This window comes from Bacteroides sp. AF25-5LB (genome assembly GCF_003602965.1).
In the GTDB taxonomy this organism is placed as follows: Bacteria; Bacteroidota; Bacteroidia; order Bacteroidales; family Bacteroidaceae; genus Bacteroides; species Bacteroides uniformis.
Window position 1 is genome coordinate 209,353 of record NZ_QTMC01000002.1, and the last position, 14,299, is coordinate 223,651.

The window sequence follows — 14,299 nt, forward strand, 5'->3', positions numbered from 1 at the left end:
TTAAATAACTATTGAGAATTGATTGCAAAAATAATAAAAACTATCCTTCTGCCGCGTTGTTTTCATTCTTTAATTTCTCGTCTGCCGATTATAGGTATTCCTAATCTACAACTGTAGTTTTATCGCATATTTTACTTACATACTTGCATGAAATGACATAGCGCACTAATTTACAACAGATTGCGCCATGCAAGCAGACCTCATGCAAGCATGCAGGCAGATTTTGCCTACATGACGCAATCCATGCAAGCCCTATACGCATCAACCTACTCTTTTTCCTTCAAAAAATAAATCGGCTGTTTCTGCAACCCTTTGTTTACCAACACATTCTCCTCACAAAGACGACGAATCTGCCGCGTTGCAGTCGTGCGGGTCATGCCGCAAATCGACTGTACAACACTGCGGGTGATGAACTCATTCTTACGTAGATAGTTCACCACTTTTTGCTTCACCTCATCATCCGTCAGCCTCTTTTTCATGAGATTCCGCAATTTCAGCGGCTTTACTTTCAATACTCCTATCTCACTGCGCAACGCCTTGTCCGGTCTGAAAGTGATGTTTTTCAACTTCACCTTAGTACTTTTCCGCTTTGTCTCCAGTGTCACCGGTTCCGTGCAGGTCAGCGTGGGAACAAAGTAACCGATGCCGTCCAAATGTACCTGCCTGCCCTCCCCCAGCTCGCGTCCCACAAAATGCGACAAAGCATCGAGTACCGCCAGTACATCCGTCTCGGTCAGCGAGCAGTATTCTTGTATATGCCTGCGCAGCTCATCGGTCGTCGTGGAGCCGTTCAGTTTAATCCGGGGATGCAGGGTCAGCTCTTCCCCTTGTTTATCCTTCGTTTTCGGGTTTTCGTACCAATCAAATAAAATTGCCATATTCTTTCCTCCATTTTTAGATTCATTTCTGTTGCTGTCTGCAGGTTTCGCTCATGCAAAGTACCGGCTTTCATTAGGCAGAGCATAGGTCTTCCTTACGCAAAGAAGCGTTCTTCCTTCTGCTGAAAGCTTATCAAAAAAAGATGCGCACAGCTGTGGTTTACCTTCTTCATATTTGTGATACACCTTCTTCACAACTATGAGAAAGACATTCCACGACTGTGCGCAACTACAAACTACAGAGGCAAAGATAATGAAAAGCAGGGGGCTTGGCAAAGGAATGCTAATCTTTTTCAGATTGAAGCATGTAATAATGCGGTAATAATAGCGCTATTTGCCCAGCTCCATAATTGCAATAATTAATCTTCTTCTTCATCATCGTCATAATCTTCATCGTAGTCATCATCGTCACCATCCCATCTACACCCACAAGCATCACAAGCATAATCATTAATACCGCTTGAATCAGGATAGACCAAATGCGAGCCACATTCAGGGCAACGCAACTTATTGTTATCATCGTCGTCGTCCGCAATTTCATCACATGGCCATTCTCTTCCACAATCCGGACAAACATAATTCACGCCATCGAAATAGGCATTCTCATTCAAACAAAAAATACATTCCATAACTATCTTATTTTAACGTGAGTTTGATATAAGAATAAATATCTTTCACTTATAATTAGAAACATAGCGATAAAAGTATTAAAATTATAGTGTCCAATTATAACATTTAAACGATTACCACTATGTTTCCAGAGTCTAAAGTTACATTGTATGGCCGATGATTTTTGCAAGGAATTTACATTGCAACAGGAAAAATATATGATTGAGGATAAGAAGACCAAGCATCGTAACAAACCCAACTGTATGAGTGATGCTGAAATTATGATTGTTCTAATCCGGTTTCACTCCGGTGGTTTCCGCTGTTTCAAGCATTACTATAAGGAATATGTCTGTAAACATCTGAAACACCTTTTTCCGCGTCAGGTTTCTTATAACCGTTTTGTAGAACTGGAGAAGGAAGTACTGCTTCCACTGACCATTTTCATTAAGAAAGTCCTGCTGGGAACCTGTACCGGCATCAGTTTCGTTGACTCCACTCCTTTACGTGTTTGTCGTAACCAAAGAATCCTTATTCATAAGACATTTGAGGGACTTGCCGAGCGTGGAAAATGTTCACATTGATGAGTATTGTTGACAAGATTCTGCTCAGAAAAAGAGCCTTGATTGAAACGGTCAATGACAAACTGAAGAACATCGCACAGATTGAACACTCAAGACATCGTTCATTCAATAACTTTATAGCCAACTCCTTGTCGGCTATCGCGGCATACTGCTTTTTTGAAAAGAAGCCCGCCATTGACGTAAACTTTGTCAATGACGGACAACTTGCTATTTTTTGATTTTATTTCGAACCCACGTTAATACAAGGTTGTGCATACTTAAAACGCACAACTTCTTCCTTTCGTAAGTACTGATTATACCTGAATATTTCCTTTGTTGACACAAATACTTGCTATTCCATTAACTGTTTGTCTGCGGAGCCTTTCCAGGGCAATCCTTCATTTTCATATTCAATGCTTCTTTACGTGCCAATGCTTCTAGGTAGAAATAGTCGGCATAGTTCAGAGGAACGTCAATTTCACTTCCTCCGGGATGATGTCCCGTAGAGTGGAGCAACAGGAAGCCGTAGTGCGTATCCGGTGCTGCCTGGTAGTGCTTGTGGAGATTGCTTACGATTTTGTCGGCAACAGTCCTATATTTTTTTCCCTTTTCCGGAGAAACATACGTGCATAGTTCATAAAGGCCGGAAGCGATAAGGGCGGCGGCAGAAGCATCGCGTGGCACATCCGGATTGATCTTTTCGGGAGTACAGTCCTTGATGACATCCATTTTCATGTCCCAATAGGGTACACCGTCTGCCGGCATGTTGGGTAGATTCAGGAAGAAATCGGCAATGTTTTCGCTCTGTTTCAAGTAAGTGGGATCTTTTGTAAAACGATAGCACATAGCAAATCCATACAATCCCCAGGCTTGTCCGCGGCTCCAGAATGAATCGTCTGAATTGCCCTGGTGGGTACACTTCATGCGGACTTCACCTGTTTCCGGATCATAATCTACCACATGATAAGAGGAGTAGTCCGGGCGGAAATGGTTTTTCATCGTTGTATTGGCATGGTTCACGGCCACTTTCCAGTAAATGGAGTCTCCGGTAAGTTGGGTAGCGTGGAACAGCATTTCCAGGTTCATCATATTGTCGATGATGACCGGATATTTCCATTTGTCGCGGTTGTGGTCCCAGGACCGGATACTTTTCACTTTCGGACTATAGCGGGTAATCAATGTTTTGGCACTCTGTAGCACCACGTCCAGGTAGGAACGTTCGCCGGTTAACTCGTATGCCTTGCCGAAGCTGTCGTACATCATGAAGCCCAGGTCATGGGTACCTTTGTGCCATTTGGACTCTTCGATGGGCCAAGTCCATGAGATAGCAGACTGGCGCCAATAGTCGTTGTGCGTATAGGCGTACATCTGCCACAAAGAACCGGCAAAGAATCCCGAGCACCAGTCGTGGGGATGTATCATGGCCAGTGAACCGTCCTTATGGATACTTCGGGGAATGACACGGCGCTTGGCGGCATTCTTCTCTTCCTTTTTGGCCTTATCGGCACATTTCATGGCCAGATCCAGCTGTCCGGCGGCAAAGGCATAGGCATGGTCTGTTTCGGTAGCTTTTACATACAGAAGATTGAAACTGTCCTGCGGTTCCAGTATGCGGTGCGCATAGTAAAGTTGCAGGTAGTCTTTGCGTGCGGGGTTCAGATAAGCGGCTGTACGGTAGAGGTCCTTGCAGAGGTTTTGCTGGGAGTGTTCCCACCCGCTGATCTGCTGGTAAGGCCATTCACCGAGGCTCTTTCCCACGTAGGATGCCAGAAAATCCATGGCTTTGTAGAAGCTTCGTCCATCGGTTGATGTGGCGTTGTCAATGTTGCTGCCCAGTTTCTTTGCCATCAGCATGATGTCAATGAAATGTGTCAGGTTATATTGGGAATAGTGGAAAGCGAGGGTACGACGCAATTCCTGCGGTTGGCGTCCGTCGGGTTCTATCTGTGGGAAGATACGTCTTTCGGCGAAAGCATTGACTACCTCTTGTGCTAGTTTCTTGTTGCCGGTATAGAGGGCGAAAGCAATGATTTGGGCGTCGTAGGCCACACTGTGGTTGTTGGCTCCAGCCGCCTCTTCCTTGCCTTGCGGGCTGGTGAGCATCCAGTCGGTCAGTTCGGCAAACCATTTCTTCAGTTGCTTGCTGTCCTTGGCAGTGAATGCTTGTGATTGTTCCAACAGCGCTACAGCATCCAGCATCTCTATGAAGGAGTAGGTATCTATCAGTCCGTAGCAGCGCCCCTTGTTGTTATTGTGCCCCGGTATCATCTGCGCGTATTCCAGATTAGGATTCATTCGGGTGTCTTTGTCCAAAAACCACACACGGATAAGCTCAGTCGCTTTCCTGGCATATTTTTCTTCTTCGCTGAAGTACCAGGCTAATGCCAAGGTGGTGATGCGGCTAACGGTTGTACCCAGACGGTTGCGGTCCAGTTTGCTCAGTTCGGGATTCGATATGCCGTCGCGGTTGATGTAGGGCAGTCCGTCAGGTTTTGCTGGGTCGGGCCAAAAATAGCGGGCCTGGCTCATATAGTCGTGCTTGTCACCGCTGGCGGGTGTCTTTTCTTTCATCATGACAGAAAGAGGCTGTACGTCCGATAGTTTGTCCGCTTCCTTCTTCAGTGCCTCGTAAGCTGTGGCGTAGAACGGTTCCCGGATAGAACGTTTCACATTGGCAAGGTGTGTTGTGTTCCATACGGATTGCGCTTGCATGCAGGGTGCCATAAACAAGATGGCAAGTGTCCATTTTACTGCTTTCAGTTTCATTATATTCTGCTGTTTTATATGGATTAGTAAATATTACGGAGTTTGATACCATTCAGGAAGCATTTGCCGCTGATGGTATGGAAGCGTATTTCAAGACTGTCCGCTTCGTTGTTGACGATATATTTCTTCCGTAGGGCATGGAAATAACCGCTTTCTTTACAAGGTGACAGACTCTCTTCAACAGTACTTCCATTGATGGAAATACCGAATGTGCTCTCACGGTTTTCATGTGCTCCGTCACGTCCCAACAGATAGGCTGCTGAGGAGTTTTGGCGAAAGATATCCGTGAAGAGGAATTCTATCTCATAGACACCTTTGGGCACGTCAAAACGGTATCCTTCGATGCCGTTTCTGAGAGTCTGGAACAAGGGACCGTCAGCAGTGTTGCGTATTTCAGTCTCCGTACCCCGTTCCTCACCACCGATATATCCCCAACTGCCGGGTGTATAAGGCTGGTCGGGAAGCCAAGTCAGTTGGCTTTCGTCGGAAGTGAAGAAGCACCGGCTTCCCACATTTATGGCCAGTTCCAGATTTTTCAAGTTGGTTGCATCCAGTCGGGCAGGAACCGGGTGGAAATTTACTTTCAAACCGTCTTGCACCCTTATTCCCTGATGGTTGCCTTGTGCCAGAAGAAAGGGTTTCCTGCTGCAGAACGGAACTTCGAAGGTGACGGTGTAATTCTTTGTTTGCTGCTTACCTATGGACTTCCCGTCGATGAAAAGCTCTACCTCGGGAAGATTGGAATAGACCTTTACCGGCAACAAGACAGGGGCATTTCCCTGCTGTACGCCACTGCGGTATGTCCAATCACGGCTGGCAATGTGCAATACGGGGATGTCCTTACGCCAGGCAGCTTGGTAGTAATAATATATATCTTTAGGAGTACGGTCGGCATACACCAATCCTTTGTTGTTGATGCGTGGCATGGACTCGTCACGTAGGGCCGAGCAGAAGTCGATGAAATTCCAGTGTGTACCGCCACAAACATAAGGTGTATTCTCCAGTACCGGAAGATAGTGTTCAAGGTATTTCTGCTGGTATTCAATACTGAAATCGAAAGCGCGTGGGGTGAGTGAATGCAACCGCTTGTCCGATCCTGCACCATATTCGCTGACAATCATCGGATGGGCGGGACAGTCCCGGTGCTGTTGTGCCAGATATTTTTCGAATCCAGTGACGTCTCCGCCATACCATCCCTGGTACAGGTTCCATCCTACAATATCGGTGATGTTGCTTATGCCGGTCTCATTATAGCTGTTGCTGCCATGGAATGCCATGGCACTGACGCGTGTAGAATCTTCCGCTTTGAGTACTTTCTCCAGTCTTTTGGCAAGTGACGATGCACGCTCTATAGCGGGCTTCAGTTCGGTTTCGGTTTTATATTTCCGTTGGGTGACAAGTAAGATCTCGTTCATGTATCCCCATGCAATGATGGAGGGATGGTTATAGTGCTGGCGAATCATCTCACGCAGGTTTCGTTCGCAATTGTCTCCATATCCGGGAGTCTCGGGCACGATATCAATGATGGGGATTTCTTCCCAGGCCAACATACCGAGTTTGTCGCACATCTCCAGGAGAGCGTCATCCTGGGGGTAATGGGAGACACGGATAAAGTTGGCTCCCATTTCTTTCATCATTTTCATGTCACGGCGGTGTATTTCGTCGGTCAATGCCACCCCGATAGGTTTCTGGTCTTGGTGACGGCAGATACCGCGAAGCTTATAGGGTTTACCGTTAAGGAAGAATCCTTTGTTGGCATCGAAGTGGAACCACCGGAAGCCGGTATGATGGTTACTCTGGTCCAGAACCACTTTAGTCTTGCAGTCACACAAGGTGGTTTCTATCCGGTAGAGGGCAGGCGTTTCGGGAGTCCATAACCGGGGATGCAGGATGGGCGATGCAACATTCTGGAAAGCATAGGTCTCCCCAGGATTCAGTTGTATGGACTTCTTTAGTGTTTGTAACAAGATACCGTCTGGCTGGTAGATGGAATGAACGAGTTCCAGGTTTGCCTTTTCGCAGGCGTCATTCTTAATTTCGCCACGGATGGAGAGGGTGGCTTTCTCCTCGGACACTTTGGGGGTACTGATGAAGATACCGTCCGAACCGTGGTCGGTTAAGTTGAAATGTTGGTTGGGAACGGCAGTGAGCCATACATCCCGATAGATACCTCCGAAAAAAGTGAAATCTCCGGAGATGGGAGGGATGTCCATCCGGGCATTATCCACGCGAATAGCCAGAACGTTGGGGGAATGGAAAGAGAGGAAGGGGGTGATATTGAACGTACAAGCAGTATATCCTCCCGCATGTTCACCTATGTTTTTGCCATTGATGAAGAAGGTAGCCGCCTTGTTTGCAGCATCCAGTTTCAGAAAGACCTGCTTGCCTTTCCAATTTTTGGGAAGGGTGATACGATGGCGGTACCAGCCTATTCCGCGATAATAGTCTTTTTCGGTATAGGCATCAGTATTCCAAGTATGCGGCAGGTGGATGTTTGCCCATTGGCTGTCGTTGAAGGTACTGTCTGCAGCGGAAGTACATTCGCCTTTTAGAAATTTCCAGTCGTGGTTGAGGCTCTTCGTTTCTCGTTGCGCACGGAGTGACATTGGCATCACAATCATGGCAAAGCAACAGATCACTGTCCATAAGGCAAAAAGGAAACGGCCTCTTTTGTAAGGGTATCCCATAATCTGATAGTTGTTGAGTTGAGGTGGTAAAGTTATAAAAGAACGGTGGAAATTCTGTTTCTTTCTTGCACGAATTCCCACCGCTTGTTAATCCTTATATCATAATCTCTTTTTTTTCATCTTCTGTCGGTCATTTACCATCCATAGTTTTGAGGAATTCGTCCTTGTGACAGATTGATGACATTCTGATGAATAGGATACAAGTAAAGCTTGTCGCTCCATTGCCGGTTCTCTAACTGAGTACGGGTATAATAGGAAGCCGGGTCACCAGGAGTCTTGTCTTTTGAACCCTTCATGTTCATGCCGTAGAAGCGTGTCTGGTCACAGCCTATTTGCCCGTTGTCACATATCATCCAGCGGCGAATGTCGAAGTAGCGTTGACCCTCGCAGTATAGTTCAACATAACGCTCGTGCTGTATAGCTTCAAACTGTCTGTCGTAATTGCCGATAACCCCTGTTTTCATACCGCTTTCCTGCAAGTCTTGGTAGCCGTTGATGCCTGCGCGGTGTCGTATCATATCTACATATTTGATAATTTCCGGATTGCTCGGGTCAATTTCGTTCAAGGCTTCGGCATAGAACAAATAGAACTCGGCCATACGGTAAATGATGGAAACACGCTTCCAAGCTTGCGTGTAGCCGTTAGCATGGTTTACTGTACGGTTCTTGAACTTACCAAGCATATATCCAGTTTTTACATTGTCACCGTTGGAGAGGTCATTGCCACCACCGGCAGAGAAGTCTACGACGTAGTTCGGATTACCGTCCATCCAATTCTTGAACCAACTTCTTCCTTGATAAACCACGTTGGCATAGAAACGAGGTTCGCGGTTCGCATACATATTGTAAATGTTTTTGTCTATCTTGGTGGCTTTGTATGCGGGGTCGTAGCAGCGGTTTTCCACTTCACTGAATCCAGTTTCATTGTATCCACTATTGTCGTCATTGATTGTCAATCCATTGGACATGAAGAACATATCCACTGCGTCTTGGGACGGTCCAATGGTTCCGTAACAGGAGTTCACATCACGTGGGTTGGTACGCTTTTCCATTTTATATTGATCGGAATAGCTATTGTTCGTACTGCTCCAAAGAATTTCTTGATTGTATTCCTGAAAAAGGTTGTACACCGAACGGTCTGGAGCTTCCACCCCGTTTGCCATTACACGGTAGAGTCCATGGTGATGTGCTTCAGCATAATCTATCAGGTCTTTTACACGGTCTCTGGCAATAATCCATTTCTGCGGGTCTTTGCTTTGGGGGAAGATGTATTCTCCTTTAGCATTTTGGAGTTTTTGCAGTCCTTGGTAGTATTCAGAGCCATCACCACCATTGAAAAGCTTGGAGGCGGCATACATCCACAGCTTGGCACGCAGGGCCTTAGCCACTACGATGGTGGGGCGTACTATTTCATGGAAGTTATAACTATAGTTTCCATCGGCAAACGAGGTGATAGCTGATTCTGGCAGTTTGGATTGTAGCGGATCGCATAGCGGCTCCAATATACCATCAATGTAATTCACCATTTCGTCCACAGTGGCACGATCGTAATCTGTCACATGAGGCTCTGCCGCATCATCTATTTCTGTAACGATACAAGCGGGACCGTAAAGTTCAAACATAGAAAAATAATAGTAGGCTATCATGAATCGGCATTCATCTTTCATGCGGGCTATTTCGTCAGCTGTGATTTTGTTGTTGCTGCTGGGGTCACCTACGCCTTCATCGTGGGCACGTTCTATGAAAATCATGGCTTGACGGATGTCTTTATAGAAAGCAGCCCAACGATGATAGCTTCCGCTGGCCGCCGTGAAGCCAGCCGTCATCACATCGCGTGAACTGGCTTTTTCGGATGCAATCTCACCACATAGGTTTGACCAAGGATTTTTAAAGGCATTGGTTTCCGAACCTGTTTCAGAATACTCCATCAAGTCACGATAAATCACTCCATACCAATCGCGGGTATAGTTTGCGTTGTCCCAAACTTCATCCACTCCCAAGCTAGCATTAAACTCGCCAGAGATGTCCAGGTAGTCTGAGCAGGATACGGTGCCGAGTGCAAGAGCGGCAAAGCTAACAGTTGTATATAATAAATTCTTAAGTTTCATATAATATATATCTTTTAATTCTTTTGTTTAGTTAGAATGTTACCTCTGCTCCGAAAGTCCAAGTACTTGATATAGGGTATTTGGCTCCTGAGTTCGCATCGCCCAGTTCTGGATCCCAATATTTCACATGGTCCCAAGTCTTCAGGTTGGTTCCCTGCACGTAGAGACGCAAGTTGGTGAGGCGCAATGATTTAAGCTGCTTTCTATTGAACTGATAACCGAATTCCACGTTCTTCAAGCGAATGAAACTGGCATCACGATACCACCAAGTGCTCGGCTGCAGATTGTGTGCAAAGGTATTGTTGCGCAAACGCGGATAGAGCACGTTGTCATTGTACGGATCGGATGCTTTCCAACGACTCATAGCTTCCATACGGGCGGATGAGGCATCTTTGCCCTGATTGAACGGCATGAAGTTGGATGCTTTGCTCATTAGATTGATGGAAGCGCCTGATACACCTTGGAAGAAGATTCCGGCAAAGAAGCCTTTCCAATCCGCGTTGAACGACAGTCCATATACGCTGCGAGGTGTCTTATCCAAATGTCCATTGTGGTATGTCTTGTCATCGTCATTGATAATACCATCTTTGTTCAAGTCGCAATACTTGATATCACCGGGAGCAACCGCCGCACCGGGGTTGGGACGGTCAGATTTCAGTTGGTAGCTTTCGGCGCCACTTACGGGATCGACGGTAATGTTGAAGTCATCAGGTGTATAAAGACCATCGGCAATATAGAGGAACGGAGTCCATAATGACATTCCCGTAAGGTCTTGGTAGCTATAGACATGTCTGATCTCATCCGTTTCTATAATCTTGTTCTTTGCATACGTGTAATTGGCACGGAAAGTTAGATTAAGGTCGCCCACGTGTTGCTTGAAGGTCAAGTTGCCATCTATACCCTTGTTGCTCACCACACCATAATTCTGAATTGGTGTAGATTGCAAACCGCTCATGGACGGGATGGTATTACGGTTTACCAAGATATCTTTACGACGGTTGGAGAAGTAATCCATAGTCAGATCGATTTGTCCGTTCAGCAAGCCGAGATCGAAGCCGAAGTTGCTCTTGTCTTCAATTTCCCAACGCAGGTTGGGGTAGAATGCACGGTTTTCGCTTAAATTACCATACCAGTTCTCGGCATTCCCATTTGATCCTCCCGAAATGCCCAGATTAAGTCCACCAGCACCATTGTTCATCTCCTCCTGGTAAGGGAAACGGGTTCCACCCAATTGATCGTTACCGGTACGTCCGTAGGAGGCACGTATTTTCAAGGTACTGATAACCTTCTGTATTGGTTCAAAGAACTTCTCGTGGCTCACATACCAGGCTCCACCCACAGCGGGGAAAATACCCCAACGGTGTCCTGGAGCAAAATTCTCACTACCTGTCATACCAAAACTTCCTTCAAGGGTGTAGCGGTTGTCAAATGTGTAAGAGCCACGTCCCACAATGCTTTGTTTGCGATAGGGCAATAAATTCAGCCCACTTGCATTCTGATTTTGAGTCTCTTTTTGGTTGTAGAGCAACAAACCGGTAACATCGTGTTTATCGTTGAAGTTGCGTTTGTAGTTGAAAGAGGCTTCGATGTAGATCTTTTTGTTACCACCGGAAGCTCCGCTTGAAGGATTGCTCAGTGCAGACCCAGCTTCCAGTGCTTTGAAAATCAGATTGCCGTTGGCATCACGGCCAGTAGCTGTGAAAGTTGCTGGTGACATGGTTCGGTTGATGTACTGATTAGAGTTAGCATCGAAACTCACACTGCCTTTTACAGAAAGTCCTTTGGTGATGAAATCCAAATCCTGTTCCAACAAGACCTTGCTTTGAAAGGTTGCGTCCCAACTCTTGCTGTAACCGCTGAAGTACAAGAAATTATAAGGGTTCTGACGCAGCCCCGAATTGTCGTAGTTTGGGTGCTGTGAGGCTGAACCGTCTGAATAGATTTGTGGATAAAGGTGGACTGGTTGTAGTGTCATGCCACCAAAAATATCGGAAGCTGTCTTACTGGGGGCTACCCGGTTTATATATTGACCGGACATATCCACAGACATACGAGTAGTTTTGCTTAACTCGAAATCAATATTGGAGCGTAAGTTATAACGCTTGAAGCTGATATTGGAGTCATAGTCGGCATTTTTTTTCTCCTTATATACACCGTCTTGTGTATAATAGGCGCCGGATACGAAAAAGCGTACACGATCACCACCTCCCCGAAAGTTAATGGTATAACGCTGGCTGCTGGTATGGTCGCGCAACATATTCATCCAGTTGGCATCCGGATAAAGATCAGGATCAGCTCCGGTGCGGTATTTTTCCAAGTCAGCATCGCTTACCGGAGCAGTATAGTTGGCACGCGGATTACCATTACTATTCCAATCAGCCTCGTTATACAAGCTTAAATAGTCGTAAGAGCTCATCAGGTTGGGCAAACGGAGCGGCGTAGAGTAACCATATTCAGCAGACATGTTAATGACCGTTTTCTGAGATTTACCTCGTTTGGAAGTAATCAATACAACTCCATTGGCACCTTCTGCACCATATACAGCTGTGGCAGCCGCATCTTTCAATATGGAGAAGGTCTCGATTTCATCCACATCAATATCGTTCATCTTACGGGGCACGCCATCTACCAATACCAGAGGGTCTGTGCCACCGGCATAAGAACTGATACCTCGGATAAAGAATTGGGCATCGTCCCATCCTGGTTCGCCCGAGCGTTGCACTGCAATCAGTCCGGGCAATTTACCTGCAATGTTATTGGTGAGATTAGCACTCTTTACGCTCAACTGAGCCGGTCCTACGGTAGACATGGAACTCACCACACTTTCCTTTTTCTGTTTACCGTAACCCACTACTACCACTTCTTCGGTAGAAATAGCATCCATCTCCATGCGTAGATTAAAGGTGGTCTCCTCTGCTTTTACTTTGTGTTCTACGGTGATGAATCCTATGTAACTAAATTGAAGTGTTTCGCCAGGATTTACTTCGATGGAGTATCGTCCGTTGATGTCACTGATCACGCCCCGTCCGGTAGTGCCCATTACCATGATAGTTGCCCCAATAATAGGATCGCCGTTAGAATCGGTCAGCAAACCTTTGATACGCGTTTTTTGTTGTTGCATGTTTTCCATGCCATCTGTCTTGCGGGCAGTGTCGGCCTTTACAAGCGCTGGTTGTATTGCCAGTGAAATAGCAAATAGCGCCGCAAGATAATATCTCTTCTTCATTTGATTGTCATTTAATTAAATTAATTATCCCTTTGTATTCCTTACCTTATTCTGCAGCCTCGTAAACAGGCATTTCCTCCAGTGCTTTCACCCACAATCCAGCGGGCTTGGTGGCAGTTTCCATGGTCATTACCATGTACTTGCCTGTAGGCCACATCTCTGCACTTTGGAAGTTACCGTCACTGGCATATTTTATATAGTTACCACCTTCTTTCAGCGTATATGCGCCAGGACCTACCCATTCCAATCCCCATCCTTTTTGGCCGAAAAATTTGAAGTTGACATTGCCGCTATCAATGTTCTGGCCCACCAACATCACCAGTTCGTACTTAGTGCCGGTCAGTGGAACGAGGTTGAACCCTTTGTTTGTATTCCAATTGATGTTGTTCTTGCTATATGATGGAAACCCTATTCTCTCATTTCCGATAACCCATACGGCAGATGCATTTTGGTTACCTGAGGCGGTCGCATTTTCCAACTGTTCCATCATGATGGCTTTCAGCCCTTTATCCAAGGTGAAGCGATATTTGCCATCTCTACCACGGAAATGGAGCAGTTGTTCATCTCCTTTTACACCACTGAACCAAGTGGGGTTTTTCCAAAGCTCGGGGTACTCTTCTTTGATGCCGCTCACTTTGATAATGTCATCCTTTTTAAATTCCGTCTCAACCGTAAACACATTGCCCGAACCCTCGAATTCCACAAATTTATTCTGCGTATCAAATCGTAAACCAAATTTAGGGAAAGGAGTTCCCTCAAAAGTCAAGGTGTTGAATGTAATGTCATACATACCATCATCGCCATATCCGGTAGTCTCAAAGCTGATATTTTTTGGAGCATTCATTGAAATACGACCGTTGTCCATACCAAAACGAATCTCGTTGCCTGTTAGATAAGGATTGTTGCTTCCGTCGGAATAAGCCGGGAGTACAATGGATGCTTCCATTTCAGCAGGAAACTTGGCGCGCGCACTGTACTCGTATTCCTTTCCTTTCACAGGCATCATGGCATATTCTGTTCCATCTGCCGCTACTAAACGAAGTGTCTGATACTTGGGACGCTCTATTGCTACCGTCATTTCACGGCTGTCTGCAGCAAAGCGTTCGTTTTGTACACGCAGGATTACTTTGGCATCTCCGTCCGGGGTATTCTTTAAGAACGGAACCAACACTTTTCCGCTATACTTTCCATCGGCTTTCAACATGTAAAGTGCTTCAGATACCATTTCTTCTCCATAATAGAGTTGTACTTTGGCCTGGTTGATTTTCACGCTACTGCTCTTTACTTCAAAGTCAAAAGAGATACTGTCGCCCATGTAGGCTTTATCGGAGCCTTGAAAGGAGACAATTGAGGAGTTACCGTGATCATCAAATTGGTCAATCTCGTCTTTGCACGATGTTGTTCCGACGAGGCAGAATGTCATCATGCCGAGCAAAAATCGATTTCTCATAATCTGTGATTTTTT

The 14,299-nt window shown here is 45.9% G+C and carries 7 protein-coding genes and 1 pseudogene; 1 reads left to right on the forward strand and 7 read right to left on the reverse strand.

Features of this window, described 5'->3' with window-relative positions:
• Positions 1-266 precede the first annotated feature (266 nt).
• Entirely contained in the window at positions 267-878 is a 612-nt protein-coding gene (locus tag DWY57_RS03050) for a winged helix-turn-helix transcriptional regulator (protein ID WP_057252352.1), read from the reverse strand.
• A 359-nt stretch (positions 879-1,237) separates the two neighbouring features.
• The gene (locus DWY57_RS03060) at positions 1,238-1,507 is read right to left on the reverse strand and encodes a hypothetical protein (protein ID WP_081028737.1); all 270 of its coding nucleotides are present in this window, start codon (positions 1,505-1,507) and stop codon (positions 1,238-1,240) included.
• A gap of 150 nt (positions 1,508-1,657) precedes the next feature.
• Between DWY57_RS03060 and DWY57_RS03065 the strand changes: the two are divergent.
• Positions 1,658-2,286 (forward strand): annotated as a pseudogene (locus DWY57_RS03065) (transposase).
• A 121-nt stretch (positions 2,287-2,407) separates the two neighbouring features.
• Here DWY57_RS03065 and DWY57_RS03070 read toward each other — a convergent pair.
• The 5 genes from DWY57_RS03070 to DWY57_RS03090 form a co-directional block, all read right to left on the reverse strand.
• Positions 2,408-4,813 (reverse strand): alginate lyase family protein, encoded by a 2,406-nt coding sequence (locus DWY57_RS03070; protein WP_119961331.1) that lies wholly within the window; start codon positions 4,811-4,813, stop codon positions 2,408-2,410.
• Between the two features lie 23 nt (positions 4,814-4,836).
• On the reverse strand, positions 4,837-7,434 hold the full coding sequence (locus DWY57_RS03075; protein WP_117600520.1) for a glycoside hydrolase family 2 TIM barrel-domain containing protein: 2,598 nt from the start codon (positions 7,432-7,434) through the stop codon (positions 4,837-4,839).
• A gap of 200 nt (positions 7,435-7,634) precedes the next feature.
• Positions 7,635-9,608, reverse strand: coding sequence for a RagB/SusD family nutrient uptake outer membrane protein (locus DWY57_RS03080; protein WP_117600468.1), 1,974 nt, complete (start codon positions 9,606-9,608; stop codon positions 7,635-7,637).
• 31 nt (positions 9,609-9,639) lie between these two features.
• Positions 9,640-12,834 carry a TonB-dependent receptor gene (locus DWY57_RS03085; RefSeq protein ID WP_117600469.1) on the reverse strand — a complete coding sequence of 1,065 codons (3,195 nt, stop codon included), beginning with the start codon at positions 12,832-12,834 and terminating at the stop codon, positions 9,640-9,642.
• A gap of 46 nt (positions 12,835-12,880) precedes the next feature.
• Positions 12,881-14,284, reverse strand: coding sequence for a DUF5125 domain-containing protein (locus DWY57_RS03090; protein ID WP_117964167.1), 1,404 nt, complete (start codon positions 14,282-14,284; stop codon positions 12,881-12,883).
• Positions 14,285-14,299 lie beyond the last annotated feature (15 nt).